We start from the raw sequence: 26,234 nt of genomic DNA on the forward strand, positions 1-26,234 counted from the left end.
CCTTCGCTGTCTACATACAATTCGCTTTGACTGTAATCTAGTCCAATTACTTCGTCAGCAGTCACTAATTCTACTTGTTTTTCATTTGGACAAAAATAATCAACAGAAAGAGAAACAACATATTTTGATCCTTCTCGCTTAATTGTTGCTTTTTTAATGATTCCATCAATCGGTAACTCTCGATGTAGATGAATAGAAATCCCTTCTTGAAACTTTGAAATACATAAAAAATAAGAACCATTTTCTTGTGTAACTTTTATGTTTCCGTTAGTTTGATTCGTAGTATAGCTTAATTTCCCCTGTTTTTTACTATGGAATTTAGGCATACCTTTTATGTCTTGCAACGTAGGAACATAACCGATTGTTTGCATCTTTTTACGAACCGACTTTTTATATTGAATAGGTTGTTTCGCGTAGGTTTCATTATATTTTTTAATGGCTGCCTGGAATCTCATTTTTGCGTCATTATAAACGAAAGAATCATTACTTTTATCTAAGTAATCATATTTGGCCGTGATCGTTGTATAATTTGGAACTTTATAACGAATACATCCACTTTCAAAACCGATAGATTCTAAATATTCATACAAACCAGAGACATATTCGTTATACACTTTTCGTTCACATCCAAACGATTTTTCTAATTTCGTTACTTGTTCAGGTGTGGGAAAAATAGCGTATCGAAATGCATAGGTAGACCATCCATCCGGTAACGACTTTTTTGTTCCTTTTATATGCACACCCTCTTTTGTGGTTGCCATATACCTTCTCCTTTCTTTCGTATTTTCATATTTATTATATCGCATAGTCTCAAAAGTACATACAAAGAACATATATAGGCTGTCGCCTATCGAAAATTCATCCCCCACCTACTCGCTGGGCTACGCCCTTCTCGCTCCTTGAGGAAGGGGACTTCTTTTCGGTAAATATGTTAAAAGAAAAAACCGCCTGTTTTAACAGGCGGTTTCTCTTCACGTAATGGAGCTCAACTCTTCTTACAACTTTCCATTTCCTCAAAAATTCACTTAATATCCGCAATATAATTATATTGAATCACTTCAAAGAAAGGAGTTCAACCCATAACCTTGTTTAGACCGGATATCCGCCTGTTGGCGGTGGCCAAGCACTAAATAATCTACGAATCAGTACGATTTCTCCTAAATGGTAGGAATTGTGAGATGCAATATTGCGTAGCACACCGCCCGGGGTTTCACCAGGCCAGCTCTCCAATGGTTTGTCCAATTGAACATTTTGGGCAACCGTGCATGCCTGTTCAATCCCCTGAAGAAAATACTGAATAGTCTGTTTCCACTCTTCCTCACTGCCAGGGCATTCTTCTTCAGGCCAGCTCTCTCTCACATGGACAGGCAGTACAGGTTTTTCGTCCTGAGCGGCTAATAAGAGAAAATCTTGCCAGTAGGTCATGTGTTTCACTAATTGATAAATAGAATAAGGCAGTTCCTCTCTGCGTTTCCCTGCAAGAGCCACGTCTATATCCGACAAAGCATTCTTGATGGGAAGATGTCCTCGTTCTCCTTTTAACGATTTTACTAATGCCTCGCTAAACGCTGTATTTGATTGCTCCATAATAACCGACTCCCATGCTGTTTTATTTTTTTAATTTGCGGATTTTATTGTTCCGCTCCCTTTATTCGCGCTAAATATATTATTATAGAAGATTTATGACCATTACGGGAAAATAAAACGAGAAAAAAATAACAAGAATCATCGACTTCTTAACGTACAATTTTCTTGTTTTGTTCGGATCAAGACTATATTTTAAATTATTCTACTATTTGAAATGGCTTTGTTTGAGTTACTTTCATCATTTTCATACGAGCAAATCTCTCATCTAAATTATTTTCAAGTACCCATTCATGATGCGTTTCTGCGACCATCGGCTTATTATCAACAGAAATACCTTCCCATTCAAAATCTACGGAAACACTTATTGTATTATCTGCATTTTCTGTAACTGAGAGATTTTTCGGATAATGTCCGCTTTCCTTCACTTGACTCGGAGCGGTTGATAACCATTCGTTAAATCCTTTTAATGTATCGATTTTAGAAGCTGTACTTAAATTCAATTCAAATGGTTCTGCTAGTAGTTCTTTGAATTTGTCACCGTTCACAGATGCTGTTTCCATTAAATATAACCAATAATGCATAAATGATTTTGCTCTATTGTCTGCATAGGCAGGTGTAAATTCTGGATTTTCTACAGTACCGATTGGCTCTAAATGGACCTTTGTAAAAAGAGGCAAGTCGTTCTCTCTAAGTTTCAGGATTGTTGAATAATGAATTCTATAGCTGTATCTACTATCATCTGGGCGTATATTTTGATAAAGAATATCTGCTTCTAATGAAAGCTCCTCATCGTTCAACTGTTTGATTGATGCGTTTTCAACATGATGCGCATTTTGCCATCCTTCAAACATTCTTAATCTATCTGCTAAACCCATTTTACCTTTCGTCGTTCCAGCTTGCGATGAAATTTCGACTTCATCCGCTAAAATATCTAACTGATTATCAATACGTGCTTTGTTAAATGGGACTTCATATACTTGATACCAACGATAGTATTGTATTAATGCTAAATGATTATTTTGAATGTCTGTAAATTTCCCCATGTTTTTTACGCTCCTTTAGGATTTAAATTGATTATGATTTAAAACTTCAAATTGGGTACACTAAATTATTTTCTTATTCTTGTCACATGCGGAAAAATCGGGTCTCTTAATTGAAACTCGTACGTTTCTCCATTCACAATACCAATAATCTTGTCGCTATCATAAAGTTCTAACATAAATCCAGCCATTTCTTTTACAGTATGAAATTTAGGAATTACACCTTCATATTGGAATTCATCTGCACCCAAAGAACGTTTAGCAAATCCCGTTTCATACCCAATTCCTGAACTAGCACACGGAATAACTGTATATTTCATATAAATCCCTCCTAGATTCTATTTAATTGACTTTATTGTGAAAGAACTATGAATTGATAATCAATCTTAATATCGATTACCAATCGTACTACCAATTGGCGCAATTGTATTTAAATATGCTAGTTCTTCTTTTGTTAAAGTAATTTCAAGAGCTGCCACATTTTGTTCCAAATACTTCACTCGCTTTGTACCTGGAATTGGTACGATTCCTTCGCCTTGTGCAACAACCCAAGCAAGTGCTAATTGTGCAGGCGTGCATTCTTTCTTTAGCGCAAGCCGTTTAATTCCTTCGACAATTTTCATATTAGAAGCAAACGCTTCTTCTGAAAAACGCGGATTATAATATCTCCAATCATCAGGTGTTAATTGATCACGACTTGTTATATTGCCCGTTAAAAACCCACGACCAAGTGGACTATACGGAACAAATCCAACGCCTAATTCACGACAAGCCTGCAAAATACCTTTCTCTGGTTCGCGAGACCAAAGGGAATATTCTGTTTGAACAGCGGAAATTGGATGAATTGTATGAGCTGTTTTTAATTGTTCAACCGTTACTTCAGATAGTCCAATATAACGCACTTTTCCTTCTTGCACTAACTCTGCCATCGCCCCTACAGTTTCTTCAATTGGTGTATTTGGATCAACGCGATGTAAATAATATAAGTCAATGTAGTTTGTTCCTAATCTTCTTAAACTTGCTTCACATGCTTCCTTCACATATTGAGGAGAACCGTTGTATCCTAGTGATTTTGTTTCATTTCGCAGCGCTCCAAACTTCGTTGCAATGGTCACATCATGCCGAACTCCTTGTAACGCTTTCCCTACTAGTTTTTCATTTGTTCCCATTCCCTCTTCATCATATCCATAAATGTCCGCTGTATCGAACATTGTAATTCCAAATTCAAGAGCGCGATGAATTGTTTTTGTCGCCTCTATCTCATCTGTTTGACCATAAAATTCAGACATCCCCATACAACCTAATCCGATTTCCGCTACTTCTAAACCTTGTGAACCTAGTTGCTTCTTTTTCATAAATTCGCCTTCTTTCAAAAAGTTGGTGTAAAAAGAGAGTAACACACGCCTAAAAATAAGTAAACTATTTTAGTGTTTTTAGTTCAATTGGTTTAAGAGGTTTAATGAGTTTAATTTGTGTAAATTCATAAATTAATTTATAATAAAATGAATCGCAAGGAGGGTTGTTATGTTAAATAACAATATTGATAATCAAACAGAAATGAGAAAAAAGCTCATTTTTAAATTATTACCGATTGTAAAAAAACAAGGTATAAGCCTATTACGAACAGATGATATTGCTCGTTACATGGATATTAGCAAAGCAACTATGTACAAATATTTCTCATCAAAAGATGAGATTATCCAATACATCGTCAAGGTTTATGCCGAATATATTACTAGTATTGATCAAACCATTTTTGAAGAATCTGTCCCGTTCGGAGAGCGTTTTCAAAAAACATTTGAGCAGTCATTACTCATTGCCTTTTATATATCTGATACTTTTATATTAGATTTAAAACATAATGCTCCTGTGCTATATGAGCAAATCATACAAGCCCAAAACGAACGAAATAATAAATTAAAAAAATTCTATGAAGAACATATAAAAAAAGAAGTGTTCAACGCTATAAACCCTGCACTCATCCTTATCCAAGATAATGTACTACTGCGGAAGCTCTTTGAACCTACAATTTTAATTCAAAACAATATGACTTTATATCAAGCACTTTTTGATTATTACATTCTTAAAAAGCAACAAGTCATTCATCATAAATATAAGGACGAGATAGATGATTCGAAAATGGAATCCACAATACAGTATATTGTTCAAAAAGTATCGAATTATATATAGACAGAATGCCAACTAACACTTTTTTTACATCCATTTCTTTCAACATTTAAAGACCTTATAGGGAACTATCAAGCTAATACAACAAATTACCCCCTAAAATGAAAAATGCGCTATTCTTTCTATAAGAATCATAAGAAAGGATAGCGTTTTTGTATGGGAGGAACTATATGAAATTTGGATATATGCGAGTATCTACAGTTGACCAAAATGTAGATCGCCAAGAACAACAGTTAAACGAAACCGCCCCGAGTTAAATCGTATGACGATCGAAGAAATGATGGGTTATGAGCACTTTATCCCGCTATTCGTGGGCAGTAATACTCCCACCTCAAAATTCAGCGAAAGCATTGTCCAGCTCCAGTGGCTAGAATGTTCGGTGGGAGATAAACTGCTGGCATGCGCCCGATTGGTGAGGGCTAATAATCAGTGGGGGATGAAGAAAACCCCCACTGATTAAAGTTTCACTTTATTTTATTACTTTGTTACGTTATATGTATGCTTAAACCATATATGATAAAAGTTAATCCAGCCCTGGGAGTTAATTGCTACATTTTGTATAGTCTCATGCGTATGTATCGTCATATAATTTCGATACAAAGGAATGATATGAATATTCTCTAGCAGCTCCTGTTCTGTTTCCCCTAACAATTGCATACGCACACTCCGGTTCTGTTCCTTAAATACACGTTTCAACTTTTCATTTAAATTGAAAGAACTATGCTGATGAAGAAAACTATTGGTCGTTAGTAGTAAATATAGATAACTTAATTCAGCGTGCTCGCTTATTGTAGCACTATCATGAATCAAATCAGCTTCTTGTATTGTTCGAAATGTAAGAAGTTCGTGTGCATCTAAAAAAGATAATTCTATTTTAATTCCATACTTAGCACATTCCCTTTGAATCCAATGTGAATCCTCAACATGATCTTGCTCTTGAAAGGTACATAAATATAATGTTTCTCCGTTATATCCACTATTTCCTAATAACTCTTTGATTGAACTTTCTTTACTTATTTCATTGGTTTTTCCTAATAACAGATTCGTCGCTGCTTCTTTGCGTTCACCTTTTAAATCGTTTAATATTTGCATGCCATTGATAATCTGTTTTAATGCTTGTCGAAAAACCATATGTTGCATAGGACCTTGTTTTTTTGTATTGAGTGTTATATATGTTACGTTTGCTTCTAATTGAGACATTTCTTTTTGAACGTTCTTTCTATCATGCTGTAAGGGATCTAATAAAACTTCATAGCCGCTATGACTACTTATATCTTGTGAATACCAAAGCTCAATACGATCAAGAAATGGGCGCTCACGAAAATACAAAGGATTTACTTCTAAAATAAGTAGTGCATCATTATTTTTAACGAGTTTGAATGGACCTGTTCCATTTAATATGTATTGATTATTCTCCTTTGCATGCGATTCGGAAATAATAGAACAATGTTCTCCACCTAAAATATGTAAAAATAATTCGTTTTCTCTTTGTAAATGAATTTCAATCGTATATTCATCTACAATATGTATTCTTTCAATATCTTGTAGCATCCAACGATAAGGATTGTCTTTTGTACTTAAAAAACGAGTGAAAGTATACTTGACATCGCGAGCAGTAAACAATTTTTGATTATGAAAATGAACGCCTTTGCGGAGATAAAATGTCCATATTTTATGTGTATGATTGTATTCCCAATAAAAAGCGAGGCGCGGTTCAACTTCATTCGTTATTTCATTATAATGAACAAGCGTATCACAAACATGCTTAACAATGTGACACTCAGAACGAAGAGTTACATACATAGGATCTAGACATGTAATTGGTTGTATGCGCATGTTTAAACGTAAAACATCGATTCTTCCTTGCGGTGAATGTTCAATGTGGTATCCAAAAAGTGTATCAATCCAAATTTGAAATTGTTCTATTATGTAGGGAAAATGCTCTGCATATGTTTGAATGAAATTTTTTCCACTTTTAATTTCGCCTTGCTTTACAAGTTCTTTTCCTTTTTCAAAAATAAGCGTTGCCGGATCTTGTAAAAAAGCGATTTTCGAGCGATTTCCTCTTCCGCGTCCTGGAAACCAACTAATCCATTGTATTTCTTCTAGTTTTTTTATTGTGAATTTGCTATTTCGATCTGTACAATATAATGATTTTGAAATGTCTTGCAGCGATATTTCTATGTTTTCACTAAGTTCTTTCCCCTTTGCATAATGCAACCAAAGTTGTATGTAATGGTCCAAAATGATCATGCATATCCCCCTAAAAGATGAAAAATTTCTTTGCTTCATTCTACTCTTTTTCCTCTTTCCTTTCCATCATAAAATTTCCATATAGAAAGGAGAGAATGAAATGATGACATTTGCAAAACGTTACAGTAAACCTATATGGATCCGGTTATTTGGAGAGCTATTAACAAGTATAACAGGAGCAATGCTCGCACTAATTTTTATCATATATGTAAACAAAGCATTAAATGGAAACGCCTTGTTTACAATGTTACTTTTTGGGCTGCAACCGCTTAGTGAAATTATCTTTACACTTTTTGGCGGTAGCATTACAGATCGATATGGACGAAAAAAAATTATTCTAACTGGACTATTATTACAAGCATGCGCTATGACTGGTTTTATTTTTGCCGAATCCGTTATACTATTTGCTCTCTTTTACATTATGAATGGTCTAGGGCGTTCTCTTTATATTCCTGCACAACGAGCACAAATTGCTGATGTAACAGAGAAAGAAAAGCAAGCCGAAGTATTTGCTCTCATTCAAACAGTTGGAGCAGTCGGAGCAATCATTGGTCCTGCACTTGGATATCTATTCTACAATGATAATCCAATTATTCTTTTTATCTTAGAAGCTACTGCTTTATTTCTCTATTCTATTCTTGTGTGGGCACAACTTCCAGAAACTGCTCCCCTATTACAACATGATGAACAAAAAACTACACCTACGAATTGGAGAAATTTTTTATCACAACATTTTAGTGTGTTTGGACTTATGATCTTTATGTTGCCAATTAGTTTTTTCTACGCTCAAATAGAAACAAACTATCGAATATATGCCGAAAAAGAATTATTCACAAATTTTATGTTTGTTTTTACTTTCATGGCTTCATGTAAAGGAATCATGGAAATTGTTTTGCAAGTAGGAGTCGTAAAATGGGCAGAGAAATTTTCTATGCAAAAAATTATTGTTATCTCTTATGTTTGTTATACGATTGCTGCGATAGGCTACGGCTACTCTCATACATTATGGTTACTATTTTTCACAATACTTATTTTAACAATTGGAGAAAGTATAGCTTTAAATCATCTGTTACGTTTCGTTTCCGAATTAGCCCCGGAACATATGCGAGGGATTTATTTCTCTATTTACGGTACGCACTGGGATATTTCACGAATGCTTGGTCCAGCAGCTGGAGCGTTATTATTACAACACTTTAGCGGGAGTTTCTTATTTAATATTTGTGCCGTTTTTCTTATTATTGGCGGCACCTGCCAATATCTCTTTATAACTTATATTCTTAAACAAGACAAAGCAAAAAGGCTGTCCGCATAAGGAGCAGCCTTTCTTATGTAATTAATCTTCAATCTCTTTACCGTCTTCTACGATGTGATATTATATGGAGAACGAATTAACTATTTAACATTCGTTTTATCTATTTGTAATATCACATTTTTATCAATGACATATCAGTAAGAACGCATATGATCCATCCAATAATCCTCTCCTCTAATTATTTATAAAAAACACTTCCGATAATGTTATGTTAACTTTACATGTATACAATATGCAAAAAGAAAACATCATAAGGATCGAAATTCTCCCTGATGTGAAATCATTCCCTTACTTACTTTCCACTAGTAACATATTCATAATGATAAAAAATGATTGACCTTATAACATCTCCCCTCTTTTACACCAAAATAGACTCCTACCTCTGGGGATTTATCCGTTACCAACATTCGCCTGTCTGAATTAACTATAATGTAAAAATAAAAACAAGGGAGACCCATGTATGGAATCAGAGGATTCGATGGTTCCCTAGAAAGGATGAATGCATCTTGTCTTTTCCAAATATCCCTAATATTACACCTACCATTTCTATTTCTACTGCACAGACGATTCCATTGCTTTTAAGCTCCATTGCCCTAGAAGAATTAGCTTTGGCTCACATTATCAATGCGGAGGCTGAGAAGCTTCAATTTGTTTTAGGAACATTACCACCGGGAAGAACTACACTTTCTCCTCCAGTAGTTACGATATCTAATCTTCTTACTGTCAACTCAAGTGTACAAAGAACCCTTCGCGATGTCATCAAAAAGGAAATGCTGCTTGAGTTCAAATTTGAAAATGTTCTGGATCTATTAGCAACTGTATCTCCTCTCCCTCCTCCATCCACAACAACGATTACCCTGAACGCTAATCCAACTACTATTAATATAATAGCGCCTATTCCCTCAACTCTTTCTGGTCAAGTGTTGGTGAATGGAAGTCCTCCTCCAACAGGTACACCGGTTTCCTTTACAGTAAGTGATCCTATTCTTGGTACTATATCTTCTAACCCTGCTCTTACAGATCCATCTGGCTTTTTTACGGCAACTTTCTCATCTAGTTTTTTACCTGGGACAGTAAACATTACCGCTTCTGCTTTGGGAGGAGTCAGTGCCCCCGTCACTATTACTATTTCTTGATGAATGCTTACAACTCTTTCTAGTCAAGTGTTAATTGATGGAAGCGTCCCTATTGTCAGTATTCCTGTTGCTACTACTGCTGCTTCAGGTAATTTTACCGCTACTTTTATAGTCATTGACGGGCCTGAATTAGTAATTGTTACTGCTATACTTCTTACCTTAGGAACAAGGACCATTAATATCAGCATTACCATTATTGACTGCGATTAACTATTATTTTATCTACTGCTGGATATGTAGTGAATGATTCCATAAAAGAATTTAATACTACTTTTTCTAGACGGGCATTGATTGATGATAGAAACAAAAACGAGCTGAATGAATATTAGCTCGTTTTTATATATATAACAGAGATTTTACTAGCAAGATACATATTTTATATGTTAAAAAGATGACAGAATCTTGAACCTTGTTTGAACGCGACTTCATTTGGATAACTAATGTTTGCAAATACCATAAAATGCGGTTTCCAAAATGTTAGAAACCGCATTTTATCAAGGTTTTAAGCTTCAATCTCTTTACCATCTTCTACGATGTGATAAAGTAAATGAGCTAAATGATGAATTGGACCATATTCTTCCTCTTCTTCATCAGTTTCACCTTGGAATTCAAGATCATTTAAATACAGGGCTACAAATTGATAAAATAGTTTTAAATCAAAACCGTAGCACGCGCTTGGTTCTTCTTGATCCCCTTCATATTGAAGCATTAAATATTGCTCATTACCTTCAGCATCTTCTGCATCAAAGAAGACAAAAAACCCTACATTTGTATCTAAATCAAACAGATGACGTGTACCGCCTTCTGTTGCTTTATTAAAGTCATCTTCATTTAATTTATAAACAGTCGTTGCTTTTGCGTTATCTTCTTGATGAAAATTAACTGTAAAATTTTTCATGTTGACACCTCCAAATGTTATGTCACTAGCATAACAGATTTATCAATATAACACAAAATGAAAAAAGGACTGTTTACTCAAGTAAACAGTCCTCATACTTTACTTTTTCATCATGCGAAGCAAAAAGCTAACAATAAAAATAAGAATAACGGAACCAATTAAAGCTGGGACAATAGAAAAACCACCAATCACAGGGCCGAATTTGCCAAGAAGTGATGTACCTATCCAAGATCCAATAATCCCCGCAATAATATTACCAATTACACCACCAGGAACATCTTTTCCAATAATCAAGCTAGCAAACCATCCTAAAATGCCGCCAATAATTAATGACCATAAAAATGCCATGCGCTGTTTCCTCCTTAAAATTGTAAACATATCAAACGTGTAATTACTTATCTTTAGTTATGCTACATTTTTATGGAAAAATACGCTAAAATGTTCATATAATATTGTTATTTTTTAAAATTAATAACAATGTCTTCTAAAACAAAATTCTTCTCTTCACCAGATTTTTCTGGCACTGAAATCTTCTTTTCTTTCCCTCCTGCCATTTCTACTCCACCATGATTACTAGGGGTGTGAATTCGCAAATTAACATGGGGCGTTATAATTAGTTTTGTTGCATTTTTATCAAGCTTTTGAAAAGTTTTACTCCAGCTAATATTATATGGATCTTTCCCTGTCCCTCCGTTTCCTTCCCCCGAATATTGATTTCCTAAGTCATCTTTAATTTCTAACTCTACATCCACATCATCCCATTTCTTTCTAACTTCCTTAGTAACCTCTTGGTTGTAGTAAACAATGAATGACATTGGTGTTATTGCTAACTTTTCCATATTTACTTTCACACCATCTTTTTCTGTACTACCACTAATTGATTTTTCATTACTATCGATTGCTTTTAAATGAAAAGCGAAATTCCAGTTGCCTTTAATTTCTTTCTTTTGATCCGGAATTGTTATGCCTTCTACATTCCATCTTACATTTATAGAATCCTTTTTATTTGGATTATGATGAGTAGTTGTCATTAAGCCTACATACTTATTTTCGCCAACTTTTGAAATTTGAGAACTTCCTGTCATTCCGTTTGCATCCATTAAATCCAAATTACCTAATACATTAGGTTTATCTCCTAAGTCTTGCTCACTTTCAATAGAATACGTTACTGTTGTTGTTTTTCCATCAAAAATCGCATCATTAATCGTAACTTTAATGCCTTTACTTTCTTTTGTCATATTCATTTCAGTGGAAAACTCTTTATAACGATCATAAAGACCTGTTCTCCCATTATCTAAAAATCGAAAAATGTCACCTATTATAGGTAAACTCCCCGCATAAGTAGGAAACGCTAATCCGAAAGTAGTAGCTGATAAACCAACAATAACTGTAGCTGCAGCGATTTTTACTTTCCAACTTTTTGTATGTTTCTTCCTATGTATGGATTGTTTTAAAGTACGTTTCATGTTTGCCTTTTCAAATTCTGTTGCTTCCATCTCCTCAAACTCTGTTTCGTCTATATTTATATCATTTAATAATTCATAAATATCCTTCATACCACACTACCTCCCAAATTAAGATTTGTAGCAGTTTTATGGAGCTTCTTTTTCCCCCGATAAATCCGATTATCTACAGCTGCTCTAGTTAAACCAAATTTTTGTGCTATATCTTCCGTCTTTAAACCTAGAAGAAACTTCATAATAAAAATCTCTCTATCCATCGGTTCTAACTGATTCATTAACTTTATGAGTTCATTTCGATCTTCTACTAAAATTAGTTCATCTTCTGGTGACTTTTCGCCATTTAAATCCATATAATTTTGAGGAAGTTCTATATTTTTAGCAGCCTTTCGGTAATAATCAATTGCTTTAAACTTCGCAATCGCACAAATCCATTTCTTAAAATCGGTTTGATCTCCATGAAACTTTTTCGAATTGTTCCATATGGACAAAAAAACATCATTTATACATTCTTCTATGACACCTTTGTTTTCAAGTGGAGCAAGAATTTTATAAGTAATTCCTTTTATTAGTGGCAAATACATATCGACTATGAATTCGAGCGCGTCTTCTTTTTGTCGCTGTAATCGCCGAATAAAATTTGTATGAGTAGACTTCATGTGACAACTCTCCTTACATTTTTGTAAAAGCTTTTACACTCTATATAACGTGTGAAAAAATTTTTTCTCTCACAATAACTGTAAAAAATCCCTTTTATTTCGGATGTGAATTTTGTAGCTTATCAATTTCAGATACTTCTTTTTTCATTTTGATTATAAATTTAAAGGAAACTATAAAAAAATATGTGGAAGAAAAGAATACGGTATTTTGTTGTTGTTGATTTTTTTTCGTAAAATGTATGATTAAAGAAAAAGACCGCTTACAATAAATGTTAAGCGGTCTCTGTATATTTTTCACATTGTACAAAGGAGTACATGGCGATTATTTATTAAAAAATATCTCTCTTTCCCCAGAAATCCAAGGTTGTAAATTTTCCTTACTTTCTTGCATCAATCGATTCACTAATACATCATGCCATATGTAATTTTCTAATAGAGACACATGTACAGGATCATCTGTATAAAAGGTATTTCCATTTTGTTCTACAGGATGGCCATAAATCATTTCCTTGCCGTCAATAGATATAATAAACCACTTCTTTTCTCCGATGTTATCTACGTAATCGGTTTTACGATGAATAACTAAATTTGGTAATGGATTCTCAACTTGAAAAACAATGCCCTTTAGACTACAAGTTTTTTGCATCTTTTGTAAATCTTCTTCAAGTTTTTCATACATCATATCCCACATAGAAATTATAATTCTGCTTTGAGCACGGCGAAGGAGAATACGACAAAATGAAAGTATTGTTTCTTCTCCCTTTATAGTAGTAACACGCGGATCAGCTTTTGGCCTTTGATTCTCAACTGCTTTTAATTCTTGTTGTACAGATGTATATGTATCTTCCCATTTTTGTTTAATTGATTCTAGAAATACCTCAACAGGCAGAGGAGAATATTGTGCAGCCTCATTTACTTCTTCTTTCATCACTACACCCATTTTTTCCAGTCCTTCTAACACTTCATATATCCGAGCGCGAGGAACACCAGATTGTTTACTTACTTGATAAGCGCTTGATGCTCCTAAATATACGAGGGCTACATACGCTTTCGCTTCGTATTGATTAAAACCTAGCGACTGAATTTTTTGTAAGATTTTTTCCATAATAACCTTCCTATATAAGCGTTTAAAATAACAGTAAACATTTAGCTACTAAAACTAATAGTATCGTTAAACAACCGTTTAGTAAATGATTTCTATGGTGTTATCAATTATATTCATACAAGTTGAAACACTGACATAAAAACCTTTTCTTTTAAGATGGGCGAGAGCATCTGGCCATGCATAGGAGCAGTCAGTGCCTTTTCCTGTTCCTGCCACGGGCAAAGGTTAAAACAAAGGGGGAAAGCAAGTGCAGAGCACTTGTTTTCTCCCTGCCAGCGACTTATATGTTAAAAAATCAAGATGGGTTTAAATAATTTAATTCATCAACTTTCCTCATCAGTCATTATTTTTAAATTTTTCATTCACAAATACTTATGATTTTGCTAACATATATTTAGTCACTACTTCAATAGTGACTAAATATCAAATCCTTTCGCTAAAAACAAATTTATATTATAGGGAGTAGTTATTATGGAAGATATAAACTTATACACATTAGCTTTTTTAGTACTATCTGGTTTTTTAGCTGCATTCATTGATTCAGTAGTTGGAGGCGGTGGTTTGATTTCTATCCCGGCCTTACTGTTTACAGGATTGCCACCTTCAACAGCAATTGCTACAAATAAATTGGCAAGTTCAATGGGAGCTTTAACAAGCACTATATCGTTTATGAAATCAGGAAAAGTAAATTTTCGACTTGTATCTAAATTATTCCCTTTGACTGTTCTTGGCTCGTTTTTTGGTGCATATGTGGTAAAACATATTTCCTCACAAGTATTAAAACCGTTAGTGTTAGTATTATTAATTGCAGTTGCTATCTATACAATTCTAAAAAAGGATTGGGGAAAAGATTCCAAATATGAAGGAATGAGCCGGAAAAGAGGAGCGGTCTTTGCGATAGCAGTATTTATGATTGGATTTTATGATGGATTCTTTGGAGCTGGAACTGGTTCGTTTTTGCTATTTTCCTTTTTAATGATTGGCTTTGATTTTATTCAATCAGCCGGCAATGCAAAAGTTCTTAATTTTGGTAGTAACATTGCCGCTCTCATCATGTTTTTATACTTAGATATCGTGAATTTTTCATATGGAATTCCGATGGGGATTGCGATGATTTTAGGAGCTCTTGTAGGCTCCAACTTCGCGATTAAAAAAGGTGTATCGTATGTCAGAATATTATTTATCGCAGTAACTCTCTTTTTAATTGGAAAAAACATTTTAGATTATCTACATCTTATTTAATTCATGAAACAATAAAAGTCACTCTCTCTTTAAAATAGAAATAGCGACTTTTATTGTTGCATTTAAAATCCTTTCGCGTACTTCTTGTGCTGAGCAATATTGTTCTTTATCAGCTCCATACGATCTTGTCCAAACTGTTCTACTAATGCATCAGCAGCTCCCAAGCTACAACAGCTTCCGCTACTACACTTGCTGCTAATACAGCGCAGCTATTTGAACGTTCAATACTTGCTTGAAACATTTCCTTCCATTGCTTTTTGCTGCATCAATTGCTTCCATCATCGCTCTTTCTGCTTCTCAATCTAAACAACGAACGGGCGAATGTTCTGTAATGATTTGTATCTCTGCTAATGATACATTCAAAACTTGTTTCGCATTTACATAATTTTCGTTAGAGGAAGTGAAATGAGCTTACACATCCAAACTGTTGATGATAGCTAATATTTGATGATCTGTCCATTTACCATTAATCTTTACATTTTCTTTAGCTATACCTTCTTTTTTAAACCCTACTTTTTCTAATACACGAATAGATGCTATATTGTCAGGCATAGCTCCTGCTTCAATTCTATGTAGTTTTAATTCTCTAAAAGCAAAGTCTACAACAAGTTGAAGAGCTTCTGTTGTATAGCCCTTTGTATTATGCTCCTTATCTAAAGTAAATCCCGTATAACAGCTTTGGACATCTCCCCTAGCAATTTGAGTTAATGAAATGTCTCCGATAAGTTTATCAGTTACTTTTAAAAAGATTCCAAAAGCATATATTTGCCCTTCATCTTTCTTTTTTAATGACCGTTCAATGCGTATTTTTTGGTGTTCTTCTGTATAAAAGACTTCTGGGAGTAATGGGCAAACTCGTTGAAAAAATTCGCGATTTCTAGTATGTAACTTAGCTAACTCGCTGGCGTCAGAAATCTTGTAAAGTCGAAGATATATTTGTTGTCCTACTAGTTTCATAAAACCCCTCCGATATCCCTTTCATACAATTTTATCATGGTTCATGAAAGGAAAAATTGATAAATATCGTATTCATTTCAAGTTACCATAACATATTATTATTGGTAGCCCCCAAAAAGACTCACTCCTTATATAAAAATAGATAAGGAGTGAATCTTTTTTTATTATTAAATTCTAATTTATTTACCAAATAGACGACTCCAAAGTGATTTCTTCTGTTCTGAAGCTGCTATTAGGCGCTTACTATCTTGTATTTCTCTTAATACTTGCATTAATTGAATATCTCTTTGTTCTTCTCTTATTATTCTTTGAGCATCACTTTCCTGTAAAAGTTTACTTTGTTGGTCCAATCTTTGAATTAACTCTAAATTAAGTTGTTCTAATCGTTCTATACGTTCTGTTAATGCTTTTATGTGTTCTGTATCTGCTACGCTATCTGTAGCAACAGTTGCTATCTCATTTTTCCCAACACTTGTCATTGCTAGATTTATAGCCTGTTCTAGTGTTACGTTCTTTTTGTTCATAGCTGTTACTAATCGTTCTATAGTTGCTACGTTTTTATGATAAACGCAGAGAAGGGATAGCTTAATCGCTATCCCTTCATCTTAATTTCACTATCTAATCCCATTGGTTGAAGAAAGTTGTTGTCTGTTTTTATTGAGTGTCTTCGTCGCTTTTGTACTCCAAAATATCACCTGGTTGACAATCCAAAGTCTTACATATCGCTTCTAATGTTGAAAAACGAACCGCTTTTGCTTTCCCATTTTTCAGAATGGAAAGATTCGCCATCGTAATCCCAACCCTCTCCGAAAGCTCCGTTACGCTCATTTTTCGTTTTGCTAACATCACATCAATATTAATAATAATTGCCATATCCTCCACCTCAGACCGTTAAATCATTTTCTGATTTTATATTAATAGCTTCTTGTAAAAGTCTTTGGAGAACAGCAGCAAAAACGGCGATCACCATAGAGGCGAAAATAATGACCAATCCGATTGGTATGATACTTGGAGGGTCAACTTTTTCCGCCATGAGATAGTAGAGTGGCATACCTAGCAAGTACAAGGTACTGATCGTGATGGCACAGTATTTTATATTCTTTAAAGCCTTTACCGATAATTCCGAGAACGCTCGGTTCTTATCAATATAGCTTAAAAGTTTAAAAGCTTGATACAGAGCAAAGTAAAAAGGTATCGCTGCCGCATACATATCGATTAAAACGAGAGATTTCATATAAGCAATATCTGGATACAATTCTCCAGCAAAATTCCCGATCTTAGGCACCAAAAATATGCACAATGCAAGAACTGGGATTCCTATAAAAATAACAGCTAGCTTTAAAAAGAGTGTCGTAACTTGTTTCATAAAAAGCACCTCGCTTATTTAATGACAACATGATCTTATCATATTATTTATCGTTTTACAATAAATTTGTATTGTTTTTTATTATATTATTATTGTTATTGAAATATCCTTTTAATTTTGACAAAAATAAAAAGCATTTCTCATTACAAAGAACTGCTCTTACTTTAAATTGAATCAATCGATAAAGTCTATAAGAAATTTATTGAAGAATTTAAGGCGATTCCTGAAAAGTTGAGAGATAAACATATCTCCGAAGTGGACAAATCTCCTTCTGAAATACTTTCTTATCAATTGAGGGGGATTAATTTGTTGTTATCATGGGAAAAAGACGAACAAGGTGGACTTTATCAATCTTTTTATGAGCAATACGAGATTTTAACCTTAAAACAACAGGAGGAAGAATTGACAAAGTTAGTCCGAATACACCTCTTTTATAAAGTGAAACTTTAATCAGTGGGGGTTTTCTTCATCCCCCACTGATTATCAGCCCTCACCAATCGGGCGCATGCCAGCAGTTTATCTCCCACCTAACTTCTTAAGAAAAGCGGAAGTGGCTCGTTCAGAATGTGAGGGGGATGGAGCTTCTGACGTAGAAGTTTTTTTACCTCGTAGGAAGAAGCGAAGCCACCGAACATTCTAGCCACTGGAGCTGGACAATGCTTTCACTGAATTTTGAAATGGGAGTATTACTGCTCACGAATAGCGGGATAAGTAATGAAATAATAGTTACCCGAACCAACTTATTCTAGTAGGATACAGTCATGTTCGGCTTTTTATCTAAAAGTCGCTTTGCATGAAACTGTCTAATTTCTTTTACCTCTTTACTTAGTATAGAAAGAGCTGCGACATAATTGGCTTCTGGATACAAATCTATCATAGAAGTAATTTCCACAAGTTCTGGTTTGTTCTTAAATAAAAGTAACTGAGGAGAAGAGGCTGGACTAGACACACTAAGATTAGAAGGCTGAATACTAAGCCCCTCTCCTGTTGCTTTTAAAAGTGACTCTTTCCTTGTCCAATATGTTAAAAAACCTTTTACTTGCTCTTCTGTTGTTAATTTTTTAATCTGAGCAAATTCTTGATCCGTTAGTACTCCTTCAGACATTGTCATCACGTCAATCTTTGGTCTCAATTGTTCCACATCAATCCCCACAGGTGTTGACGCAGTAAATGCAACTCCTACTATTTCGCCTGAATGCGATACAGAAAAATGCGGCATTCCATTAGGTAATTGTGGCCGTCCATGTGGTAGTTTGCAATTAGAACAGGTACGGTCTATTGGGACTTGATAAGGAAACATCTTAAGCTGCCCACCTAATACTAATCTACTAATCACACATCCAATAATAAACCTTGCTTGATCGTGGGAATGATGAAATACATTTGCTCTTTCTCGTTCTGTTTCATTTAGTAAGTCATAATGCCATGGTTGTATGTCTGTAATTCGCGCCCACCATATTTGACAACTATCTCTAGTAAGTAGTGGTACGGAATCAACAACCTCCCAATCTTTCATAAAAAATCACTCACTTTCACATTCTCTATATTTTATAAAGGAAACTTCCGTATTATTTTCTCGTACAACACTTGAGTGGAAATATTACCAGATTTTCCGTTTAGTCTAGGTAATATTTTTTTACAATGCAATTCATTGTTACTTCCCTGATGGAGTGCATGCAAGCGAGCGAAGATGATTTGGCTGCATATCATTCCAATGTAATTCAATATATGCTAGACAAGCTTGTCTACTATCTTGTTCGTGAACAACATCCCAACCAGATGGTACATCAAGAAAGGATGGCCAGACAGAATACTGGCCTTCCCCATTTACTAGCACTTTATACATGAAATTATCATTTTCAAATGGATTCGTCATACTTTACTTACCCCTCTCATTCCTTGTAATCTACTAGCTAATACTTGTCCAATTTCTGTAAGCGGTCCTGGCTGACATAAATCTTTATGCCGACAATCAATTTCATACAATTCAATCTCTCCATCTATATAACTATGCCATGTGTCTGGAGAAATTGGATCAAACCATTCTGGTATGATTGTTGATCTAAAGAATAAAAGGTTACCATAAAATGTTTTAGGAACGTACTTCCCTAAAAGACCGACAGAATTTACATATGTTTCTTTTAAATTCAAAATCGTCTCCTCTTCAAGACTAGCTAGCGCACTTCCATCCCTGCGAAGTATATCGATAGCGTTCGCCATATCAAGAGGTTTTCCATCCATGTTATCTGGGTCATATCCACCTAATGCCAGCAATGCAATGAGCGCTTCTGCCTCACTAGGTGCATCTGTATTCGGTAAGAAGTGACCTGGATAAGAATCAAGCATAACAAGCAGTTCAACTTCTTCTCCCTGATTTTGTAATTGGGTCGCCATCGCGTGAACAACATTCCCTCCGAGAGACCAACCTAATAATCGATACGGACCGTACGGCTGAACCTCACGAACATGTTCAATATAATCTGCAGCCATCTCTTCTAATGTTTTTGGTAGTTCTTCATTTTTTGCAATACCACGCGCTTGCACACCATAAATTGGATAATTCGTTCCTAAAGACTTCATTAACCCTGCATAACACCAGCTTAGTCCACCTGCTGGATGCACGCAGAACATAGGTAATTGTTCTCCACTTGTTCTTAATGGCAAAATTACATCTAGCGCACTTTGGCTTGTTCCCATCTTAAGTCTTTCGGTAAGCCCAGCAACTGTTGGTGCTGTAAACAAGGTCCCAATACTCAACTCTACTCCAAGTGCTGCCCTAATTCGGCTCATTAACTGAACAGCAAGTAATGAATGACCACCAATATCAAAGAAACCATCATCAATACCAATTCGCGGTAAATTCAGAATGTCTGTAAATAAATCACATAAAATTTCCTCTTGTGGTGTTCGTGGTCCTCTACTTATTGTAGATATAGTGAACTCTGGTGCCGGTAATGCTTTGCGATCTAACTTACCATTTGGAGTTAGAGGTAATTCACTGATCATAACAAAAGCGTATGGAATCATATAATCAGGTAAACTATATCCTACATACTGGCGCATTGCAGTTGTATCAAGAACATGATGTTCTGAAGAAACAATATAGGCCACTAAACGCTTATCACCAGGTTGATCTTCACGTACAATAACAGCCACTTGTTCAACATGAGGGTGCTGCATAATAACTGTTTCAATTTCACCTAGTTCAATTCGGAAACCCCTAATTTTAATTTGATGGTCTGCACGTCCTATATAATCTAATGTTCCATCTTGATGCCAACGTGCCAAATCTCCTGTACGGTACATGCGGGTACCCGGTTTTCCATATGGATCTGCTATAAATCGTTCGGCAGTTAATCCTGCACGTCCTAAATAACCACGGGCAAGCCCTGCTCCTGCAACATACATTTCTCCTACTACTCCTGGTGGTACCGGCTGTAAATAGTTATCTAATACATACACTTTAAGATCTGGTATACTACATCCAATTAAACTATTTGCTCGTAAAGATACAATATTTTGATTGAGTTCAATATAACTCACATGTACAGTTGTTTCTGTAATACCATACATATTGATAAGTTTAGGTGAATTTTCTGGATGACGACTATACCAATCTTCTAAACGACTAAGTTCCAGTGCCTCACCGCCAAAGATAATATAGCGTAAAGAAAGTTTTTGCCCCGCTTCAATATTTTCACGATCTGCTTGCATAAGTTGATAAAATGCTGATGGTGTCTGATTTAAAACTGTTACCTTTTCACAAACAAGTAGATTTAAAAATTCTTTAGGTGAACGGGTCACACTGTGTGGTACAACAACAAGACGTCCCCCATACAATAGTGGTCCCCAAATCTCCCAAACCGAGAAATCAAAAGCATAAGAATGGAACATTGTCCAAACATCTTCTGAATTAAATTGGAACCAATGATTTGTTGCTTCAAATAGTCTAAAGACATTTTGATGAGGAATCATTACACCTTTTGGTCTACCTGTCGAACCTGATGTGTAAATAACATAGGCGATATGTAAAGGTGATAGCGGTTGTATTCGTTCTATATCTCCTATATTCTCTTCGCTATGCTTACTTAATTCTCCAATTATTTCCGAATCATCAACTACAATTTTGGGTGTCTTGCCACAATCAATTACTACTTGTGTATTTGTAATGACACAAGTAGGTTTTGCATCATTTAGCATAAACGCGATGCGATCGGATGGATAGTCAGGATCTAACGGTAAATATCCACCTCCAGCTTTCAGAACTGCTAATAAGCTGACAACCATTTCTAACGATCTTGGCATTGCTAAAGCAACCATTTTTTCTGGTCCAACACCTTTCGCAATCAATAGGCGTGCGAGCTGATTTGCTTTCTTATTTAGCTCTGCATAACTTATTGTAGTATTTTCAAATACTACTGCAGTAGCTTCTGGAGTACATTGAACCTGCTTTTCGAATAATTCTGGTAAAGTCATTTCAGATATAAGCTGAACATCACTATTCCATTTTTGTAGTACTGTTTGACGCTCTTCTTGTGTTAAGATCTCTAAATGTCCAATCGGTTGATCTGGATTTTCCACAGCATTTTCTAATAATCGCAATAGACGTGCAGCGAGTTTTTCTATTGTTTCGCGTTTAAATAAATCTGTACTGTATTCAACTAAGCCGTGTAAGCCATTTGGTGTGCCTTCAGCAGTGTTACGTTCACTTAATTCAATAGTAAGATCAAATTTTGATGACCCAACACTTTCAATCTCAATGCTTGCTTCTAAATTTGGCACATCTAGTGTAGCTTCTGGTGTATTTTGAAAAGCTAACATAATTTGAAATAGTGGATGACTATTTCTCGAACGGATGGGATTCAATACTTCAACAAGTCTTTCAAATGGGACATCTTGATGTTCATATGCTGCAAGATTGACCTTACGCACACGACTTAAAAGTTCACTAAAGTTAGGATCTCCAGATGTATCTGTACGTAAAACGAGTGTATTTACGAACAATCCAACAATATCTCCGAGAGCATCATCATTACGTCCGGCAATTGGACTTCCTATCGGAATATCAGTTCCGGCGCCTAACCGTGTAAGTAATGCTACAAGGCCAGATTGTAAGACCATAAATAAGCTAACACTATTTTTACGAGCAAGCTCTAATAATCGTTCATGTAACTCAGAATTCACATGGAAATGTATCGTTTCTCCGCGGTAACTCGTTTCCGCTGGGCGCTGAAAATCTGTAGGTAATTCCAGTTGCTCTGGCAAATCTTTCAACTCTTCTTTCCAAAAATCAATTTGTTGTGAAATGAGCCCACCTTGTGTACTCTCACTTCCTAACAACTCTTGCTGCCAAAGAGCGTAATCCGCATACTGCACCGGAAGTGACTTCCACTGAACTGATTCACCTTGACAACGTGCCCGATAAGCAGCAGCAAGATCTCTTAATAACGGATTTAAAGACCAGCCATCGCCAACAATATGATGTAATAATACAAGTAGTACATGCTCATTTGGCTTTATTTCAAAAAGTTGGATTCGAATAGCGGACTCTTCTGCCAGTTTAAAGCTATATCGTACCGTTTCAGCAAGTAACTCAGGTAATTCTGATTCAGTTGTATGTGTGATTATTAGATTCGGTATAGCATCAGTAGTCTCCAAAATCTGCTGGTGTGATGTACCAAACGCATCTGGAAAAATTGTTCGCAGCGTCTCATGCCGATTGATAACATCATAGAATGCACCTTGCAAAGCCTCATGATTTAATTCTCCGGACATCCGAATCACTACCGGAATATTGTAAGTTGGGCTTGGACCTTCTAAGCAGTTTAAGAACCATAAACGACGCTGCGCAAAAGAAAGTGGTACTTCCTTGGAACGTTCCATTTTTTGAACGGCTGGTCTTGCACTTTGAGCACTATCTAGCTGTTTAGCGAGTTTAGCAACAGTTGGCGATTCAAATAGTTTTCCAATTCTTAATTCCACACCTAATGTTTCACGAATACGGCTCATTAAACGAGCAGCTAATAAAGAATGACCACCTACTTCAAAGAAGTTATCATCTATTCCAACCCTCGCTAGGTTTAGTACTTCTGCAAACAAATCGCATAGAATTTCTTCTTTTGGATTTCTAGCTACGCGTTCACTAACAAATAAATTAAAATTAGGTGCCGGCAGTGCTTGACGATTAATTTTTCCGTTCAGTGTTAACGGCAATTCAGATAAAATCATAATCGCAGATGGTATCATATAACTTGGCAAGCTTTCTGCTGCATATGTCCGAAACCCTGCAGAGTCAAAGCTTCCTTCAGCATGAGGTACAATATAAGCAACTAAGCGCTTCTCACCAGGTTGATCTTCACGAACAATTACAACGACTTGTTCCACATGAGGATGCTTTTGTAATACAGCTTCCACTTCAGCTAACTCAATGCGGAATCCATGAATCTTAATTTGATGATCTGCACGACTAACATAATCTAGCGAACCATCTATGTGCCATTTGACAAGGTCACCTGTACGGTACATGCGTGTACCAGGTGATCCATATGGGTTAGCAACAAAGCGTTCAGCTGTTAATTCAGGTCTTCCTAAATATCCATTTGCCAGTCCAGTACCAGCAATATACAATTCACCAATTACTCCAGGTGGAACAGGTTGTAGACCTGCACCTAGTACAAATACTTGCGTATTCCAAATCGGTCTTCCAATAGAAGGTGTACTGTTCTCCTCTTCATCCATATTCATTAAAGTTGACCAAATGGTTGTTTCAGTTGGTCCATAAAGGTTGGTAACATGACAATTTAATTCTTTTAACTTACATGCTAGATTAGAAGGAAGCGCTTCACCACCAACAAGAACTTTAAGCCCTCTTAACCTTTCTGGATAATCCGTTACAAGCGCATGCCAAAGTGTCGGTGTAGCCTGCATAATTGTGATATTTTCTTTTTGAATAATCTCTGTTAATACAGTCGAATCTTGGACTGCTTCTTTCTGAGCAATTCGAACACTCGATCCACTAATAAGTGGTAAATAGATTTCTAAAGCGGAAATATCAAACGCAAAAGTTGTAACTGCTAACAAACAATCATTTGCACGTAGTGAGAATTCATCTTGCATTGCCAATAAAAAGTTGCTTAAGCTTTGCATTGGCACAACTACACCTTTTGGCTTACCTGTTGACCCCGAAGTATAAATTGTATATGCAGGATTTAAAAGTGATACGCTATCAAATGAATCTAGATTTCTTTTCGGATATCCTCTTAACTCCTCTTTTGTATCCTTGTTATCAAGTACAACTATTGTTGTGTGACTCTCATTCGGTAAATTAGCCAAAACAGAAGAATGTGTTAGGGTACAAGCAGGCTGAGCATCGCTTAGTATATACGTAATTCTATCCTCTGGATATTCTGGGTCGATTGGTAAATACGCTGCACCTGTCTTAAGAACTGCTAGCATCCCGATAACCATCTCTACAGATCTTGGAAATGCTAACGCTACGAATTGTTTAGATTGAACGCCCTGTTCTAGCAAGAAATGAGCAAGTTGATTTGCCTGTTCATTTAATTCTTTATAGGTAAGCTCCATCCCATTACATACTACAGCAGTAGAATCAGGAGATTTACTTACTTGTTTTTCAATGAGAGCAGGTACACTTACGAATGAATCTTCCTTCGTATTTTGATTCCATTCGACCAAAACTTGCTTACGTTCTTCATGAAGTAAGAGTTCTAGTTTTCCAATCGGTGAATTTACTTGAAGATTCGAGATGTTTTCCAGAAGATTCACAAATCTTTTTTTATGAGTTAGTAGCTCTTCCACGTTATACACCTCAGGATTTGCATCAAAATGAATCTTCAAACCATTTCCACCAAACTCATTTGACACATTTATTGAAAGATCATCAACTGGTCCTGCTGAAAGGTTATGTTTCATTCCACGATTTCCTGCAAAGTTTAGACCATACTCAAATGGCATTATATTAATCATTGGACCAAATAATCTTTGATTTTCTCCTAATAATTTCAGATCTCGTCGTAATTCCTCATGACGATACTTATGATGAAGGCGTATATTACGGATCTCATGAGAAACATTTTGAACAACCTCAGCAAAACTCAAATCGGAGCTTATAGATAAGCGGAACGGGACTACATTCATAACCATACCAGGAACATTAATAGATGCAGATCCTAATCGTCCCATTATCGGTAAACCTAGAATTACATCCTTTGCACTTGTTAGTTTGTAAATATAGATGGCAGTTGCGGCTATAACAAGCTCTGGCCAACTTGCACTGCACTTATGTGCAACCTTTTGCAAAGATTCTGTACTTAAACGAGACAAATGAGCTGTTTGACGCAGAAATGATTTTGATGTTCTAGAAGCACGTTCTGCCAGGCTTACTACTTCTGGTTGATCTTGGAAGCGTTCTAACCAAAAATTACGATCTTTCTCAAATTGTTCTGATGCACGATATGTTGCGTCCTCCTCTAACATAGTATGTAAGAGTCCAAATGAACGCTCATCATACGATTGATTACCCATTAATGCCGTATACACTTTTGCTACTCGCTCTGCAAGTAACGAAAAACCGTAGCCATCCATCACAATGTGGTGGATGCGCTGATACCAAAAGAAACGATTAGAAGCAACTTTAAAGAGCGCCTCTGTATACAGCTTGTCCTTTTTCAAGTTAATCGGCTTAGATAAATCTAATTTCATCCAAGCTTCAGCGGCTTTTGTCGGATTCTCCTCTGCACTAACATCGATAATATGCATATAAAATTCAGGAGAATTATCAATAACTTGCCATGGTCCGTTTTCATCTTCTTCAAAATAGACATGTAAAGATTCGGTTTCCGTTACAACTTTACGCACTGCTAACTCAAATATTTTTGCATCTACTACACCATGTATTTCTATATATTCGCCAGTATTATAAATTGGATTTTCTGGATCAAGTTGCTGCGCAAACCACATACCTATTTGCGCACCTGACAATGAATAGCGAACCTCTTGATAATTAGACATTC

The 26,234-nt window shown here is 35.6% G+C and carries 20 protein-coding genes and 6 pseudogenes; 7 read left to right on the forward strand and 19 right to left on the reverse strand.

Translation table 11 applies throughout. The features are described from left to right. From WAZ07_RS22180 to WAZ07_RS22200, 5 genes and pseudogenes are all read right to left on the reverse strand, one after another. Window positions 1-761 (reverse strand): helix-turn-helix domain-containing protein (locus WAZ07_RS22180; protein ID WP_336474184.1); only part of this gene is annotated, 761 nt, incomplete at its 3' end. Between the two features lie 328 nt (window positions 762-1,089). Beyond that, window positions 1,090-1,587, reverse strand: coding sequence for a DinB family protein (locus tag WAZ07_RS22185; protein WP_336474185.1), 498 nt, complete (start codon window positions 1,585-1,587; stop codon window positions 1,090-1,092). A 197-nt stretch (window positions 1,588-1,784) separates the two neighbouring features. Next, on the reverse strand, window positions 1,785-2,630 hold the full coding sequence (locus WAZ07_RS22190; protein ID WP_336474186.1) for a hypothetical protein: 846 nt from the start codon (window positions 2,628-2,630) through the stop codon (window positions 1,785-1,787). Window positions 2,631-2,695: 65 nt separating this feature from the next. Then, window positions 2,696-2,902 (reverse strand): annotated as a pseudogene (locus tag WAZ07_RS22195) (SDR family NAD(P)-dependent oxidoreductase); the annotation flags it as partial. A gap of 111 nt (window positions 2,903-3,013) precedes the next feature. Then, window positions 3,014-3,982, reverse strand: a complete 969-nt coding sequence (locus tag WAZ07_RS22200) for an aldo/keto reductase (protein ID WP_336474187.1) — start codon at window positions 3,980-3,982, stop codon at window positions 3,014-3,016. Window positions 3,983-4,151: 169 nt separating this feature from the next. Between WAZ07_RS22200 and WAZ07_RS22205 the strand changes: the two genes are divergently transcribed. The 3 genes and pseudogenes from WAZ07_RS22205 to WAZ07_RS22210 all read left to right on the forward strand — a co-directional run bounded on the left by WAZ07_RS22205 (window position 4,152) and on the right by WAZ07_RS22210 (window position 5,274). Next, window positions 4,152-4,817: a TetR/AcrR family transcriptional regulator gene (locus WAZ07_RS22205; RefSeq protein ID WP_336474188.1), complete on the forward strand. Its 666-nt coding sequence runs from the start codon at window positions 4,152-4,154 to the stop codon at window positions 4,815-4,817. Between the two features lie 167 nt (window positions 4,818-4,984). Next, window positions 4,985-5,056: pseudogene (locus tag WAZ07_RS26340) on the forward strand (recombinase family protein); the annotation flags it as partial. Window positions 5,057-5,076: 20 nt separating this feature from the next. After that, window positions 5,077-5,274, forward strand: coding sequence for a hypothetical protein (locus WAZ07_RS22210; RefSeq protein WP_336474189.1), 198 nt, complete (start codon window positions 5,077-5,079; stop codon window positions 5,272-5,274). A 17-nt stretch (window positions 5,275-5,291) separates the two neighbouring features. Here the strand turns inward: WAZ07_RS22210 and WAZ07_RS22215 are convergent, their stop codons facing one another. Then, window positions 5,292-7,067 carry an SgrR family transcriptional regulator gene (locus WAZ07_RS22215; RefSeq protein WP_336474190.1) on the reverse strand — a complete coding sequence of 592 codons (1,776 nt, stop codon included), beginning with the start codon at window positions 7,065-7,067 and terminating at the stop codon, window positions 5,292-5,294. 100 nt (window positions 7,068-7,167) lie between these two features. On the opposite strand from WAZ07_RS22215, the gene WAZ07_RS22220 reads away from it, so the two are divergent. Beyond that, window positions 7,168-8,379 (forward strand): MDR family MFS transporter, encoded by a 1,212-nt coding sequence (locus WAZ07_RS22220; RefSeq protein ID WP_336474191.1) that lies wholly within the window; start codon window positions 7,168-7,170, stop codon window positions 8,377-8,379. 506 nt (window positions 8,380-8,885) lie between these two features. Beyond that, window positions 8,886-9,203 (forward strand): annotated as a pseudogene (locus WAZ07_RS22225) (hypothetical protein); the annotation flags it as partial. Between the two features lie 814 nt (window positions 9,204-10,017). Here WAZ07_RS22225 and WAZ07_RS22230 read toward each other — a convergent pair. From WAZ07_RS22230 to WAZ07_RS22250, 5 genes are all read right to left on the reverse strand, one after another. Next, the gene (locus tag WAZ07_RS22230; RefSeq protein WP_336474192.1) at window positions 10,018-10,413 is read right to left on the reverse strand and encodes a cytosolic protein; all 396 of its coding nucleotides are present in this window, start codon (window positions 10,411-10,413) and stop codon (window positions 10,018-10,020) included. A 99-nt stretch (window positions 10,414-10,512) separates the two neighbouring features. Then, window positions 10,513-10,761: a GlsB/YeaQ/YmgE family stress response membrane protein gene (locus WAZ07_RS22235; protein ID WP_090914817.1), complete on the reverse strand. Its 249-nt coding sequence runs from the start codon at window positions 10,759-10,761 to the stop codon at window positions 10,513-10,515. A gap of 107 nt (window positions 10,762-10,868) precedes the next feature. Then, a complete protein-coding gene (locus WAZ07_RS22240; RefSeq protein WP_336474193.1) occupies window positions 10,869-11,969 on the reverse strand; it encodes a DUF4179 domain-containing protein in 1,101 nt (366 codons plus the stop codon). Continuing rightward, window positions 11,966-12,532, reverse strand: coding sequence for a sigma-70 family RNA polymerase sigma factor (locus WAZ07_RS22245; RefSeq protein WP_336474194.1), 567 nt, complete (start codon window positions 12,530-12,532; stop codon window positions 11,966-11,968). Before WAZ07_RS22245 ends, WAZ07_RS22240 begins: the two co-directional genes overlap by 4 nt. A gap of 322 nt (window positions 12,533-12,854) precedes the next feature. Next, window positions 12,855-13,637, reverse strand: coding sequence for a TrmB family transcriptional regulator (locus WAZ07_RS22250; protein WP_336474195.1), 783 nt, complete (start codon window positions 13,635-13,637; stop codon window positions 12,855-12,857). Between the two features lie 471 nt (window positions 13,638-14,108). On the opposite strand from WAZ07_RS22250, the gene WAZ07_RS22255 reads away from it, so the two are divergent. Next, window positions 14,109-14,879, forward strand: a complete 771-nt coding sequence (locus WAZ07_RS22255; RefSeq protein WP_336474196.1) for a sulfite exporter TauE/SafE family protein — start codon at window positions 14,109-14,111, stop codon at window positions 14,877-14,879. Between the two features lie 62 nt (window positions 14,880-14,941). Here the strand turns inward: WAZ07_RS22255 and WAZ07_RS26345 are convergent. From WAZ07_RS26345 to WAZ07_RS22280, 5 genes and pseudogenes are all read right to left on the reverse strand, one after another. Next, a pseudogene (locus tag WAZ07_RS26345) lies at window positions 14,942-15,126 on the reverse strand (chorismate synthase); the annotation flags it as partial. Between the two features lie 164 nt (window positions 15,127-15,290). Further along, a complete protein-coding gene (locus WAZ07_RS22265) occupies window positions 15,291-15,836 on the reverse strand; it encodes a GNAT family N-acetyltransferase (protein WP_336474197.1) in 546 nt (181 codons plus the stop codon). A 179-nt stretch (window positions 15,837-16,015) separates the two neighbouring features. Next, window positions 16,016-16,402: pseudogene (locus WAZ07_RS22270) on the reverse strand (DUF3967 domain-containing protein); the annotation flags it as partial. An 88-nt stretch (window positions 16,403-16,490) separates the two neighbouring features. Then, window positions 16,491-16,709 (reverse strand): helix-turn-helix domain-containing protein, encoded by a 219-nt coding sequence (locus WAZ07_RS22275; RefSeq protein ID WP_004434885.1) that lies wholly within the window; start codon window positions 16,707-16,709, stop codon window positions 16,491-16,493. 10 nt (window positions 16,710-16,719) lie between these two features. Next, window positions 16,720-17,202 carry a DUF2975 domain-containing protein gene (locus WAZ07_RS22280; protein ID WP_336474198.1) on the reverse strand — a complete coding sequence of 161 codons (483 nt, stop codon included), beginning with the start codon at window positions 17,200-17,202 and terminating at the stop codon, window positions 16,720-16,722. A gap of 168 nt (window positions 17,203-17,370) precedes the next feature. Here WAZ07_RS22280 and WAZ07_RS22285 point away from each other — a divergent pair. Beyond that, window positions 17,371-17,625 (forward strand): annotated as a pseudogene (locus tag WAZ07_RS22285) (ClbS/DfsB family four-helix bundle protein); the annotation flags it as partial. Window positions 17,626-17,947: 322 nt separating this feature from the next. On the opposite strand, the gene WAZ07_RS22290 reads toward WAZ07_RS22285, so the two are convergent. The 3 genes from WAZ07_RS22290 to WAZ07_RS22300 form a co-directional block, all read right to left on the reverse strand. Then, window positions 17,948-18,718: a 4'-phosphopantetheinyl transferase family protein gene (locus WAZ07_RS22290; RefSeq protein ID WP_336474199.1), complete on the reverse strand. Its 771-nt coding sequence runs from the start codon at window positions 18,716-18,718 to the stop codon at window positions 17,948-17,950. A gap of 138 nt (window positions 18,719-18,856) precedes the next feature. Continuing rightward, complete coding sequence (locus WAZ07_RS22295) at window positions 18,857-19,078, reverse strand: MbtH family protein (protein ID WP_336474200.1); 222 nt, start codon at window positions 19,076-19,078, stop codon at window positions 18,857-18,859. Further along, complete coding sequence (locus WAZ07_RS22300) at window positions 19,075-26,232, reverse strand: amino acid adenylation domain-containing protein (protein ID WP_336474201.1); 7,158 nt, start codon at window positions 26,230-26,232, stop codon at window positions 19,075-19,077. The genes WAZ07_RS22295 and WAZ07_RS22300 overlap by 4 nt, the downstream gene beginning before the upstream one ends. Window positions 26,233-26,234 lie beyond the last annotated feature (2 nt).

It is taken from the genome of Bacillus bruguierae (assembly GCF_037104725.1).
Classification (GTDB): domain Bacteria; phylum Bacillota; class Bacilli; order Bacillales; family Bacillaceae_G; genus Bacillus_A; species Bacillus_A bruguierae.

Bases quoted from the DNA above. Each gene is read 5' to 3' on its own strand.
- WAZ07_RS22185 (WP_336474185.1), bottom strand. From the start codon at position 1,587: ATGGAGCAATCAAATACAGCGTTTAGCGAGGCATTAGTAAAATCGTTA.
- WAZ07_RS22190 (WP_336474186.1), bottom strand. From the start codon at position 2,630: ATGGGGAAATTTACAGACATTCAAAATAATCATTTAGCATTAATACAA.
- WAZ07_RS22200 (WP_336474187.1), bottom strand. From the start codon at position 3,982: ATGAAAAAGAAGCAACTAGGTTCACAAGGTTTAGAAGTAGCGGAAATC.
- WAZ07_RS22205 (WP_336474188.1), top strand. From the start codon at position 4,152: ATGTTAAATAACAATATTGATAATCAAACAGAAATGAGAAAAAAGCTC.
- WAZ07_RS22210 (WP_336474189.1), top strand. From the start codon at position 5,077: ATGACGATCGAAGAAATGATGGGTTATGAGCACTTTATCCCGCTATTC.
- WAZ07_RS22215 (WP_336474190.1), bottom strand. From the start codon at position 7,067: ATGATCATTTTGGACCATTACATACAACTTTGGTTGCATTATGCAAAG.
- WAZ07_RS22220 (WP_336474191.1), top strand. From the start codon at position 7,168: ATGATGACATTTGCAAAACGTTACAGTAAACCTATATGGATCCGGTTA.
- WAZ07_RS22230 (WP_336474192.1), bottom strand. From the start codon at position 10,413: ATGAAAAATTTTACAGTTAATTTTCATCAAGAAGATAACGCAAAAGCA.
- WAZ07_RS22235 (WP_090914817.1), bottom strand. From the start codon at position 10,761: ATGGCATTTTTATGGTCATTAATTATTGGCGGCATTTTAGGATGGTTT.
- WAZ07_RS22240 (WP_336474193.1), bottom strand. From the start codon at position 11,969: ATGAAGGATATTTATGAATTATTAAATGATATAAATATAGACGAAACA.
- WAZ07_RS22245 (WP_336474194.1), bottom strand. From the start codon at position 12,532: ATGAAGTCTACTCATACAAATTTTATTCGGCGATTACAGCGACAAAAA.
- WAZ07_RS22250 (WP_336474195.1), bottom strand. From the start codon at position 13,637: ATGGAAAAAATCTTACAAAAAATTCAGTCGCTAGGTTTTAATCAATAC.
- WAZ07_RS22255 (WP_336474196.1), top strand. From the start codon at position 14,109: ATGGAAGATATAAACTTATACACATTAGCTTTTTTAGTACTATCTGGT.
- WAZ07_RS22265 (WP_336474197.1), bottom strand. From the start codon at position 15,836: ATGAAACTAGTAGGACAACAAATATATCTTCGACTTTACAAGATTTCT.
- WAZ07_RS22275 (WP_004434885.1), bottom strand. From the start codon at position 16,709: ATGGCAATTATTATTAATATTGATGTGATGTTAGCAAAACGAAAAATG.
- WAZ07_RS22280 (WP_336474198.1), bottom strand. From the start codon at position 17,202: ATGAAACAAGTTACGACACTCTTTTTAAAGCTAGCTGTTATTTTTATA.
- WAZ07_RS22290 (WP_336474199.1), bottom strand. From the start codon at position 18,718: ATGAAAGATTGGGAGGTTGTTGATTCCGTACCACTACTTACTAGAGAT.
- WAZ07_RS22295 (WP_336474200.1), bottom strand. From the start codon at position 19,078: ATGACGAATCCATTTGAAAATGATAATTTCATGTATAAAGTGCTAGTA.
- WAZ07_RS22300 (WP_336474201.1), bottom strand. From the start codon at position 26,232: ATGTCTAATTATCAAGAGGTTCGCTATTCATTGTCAGGTGCGCAAATA.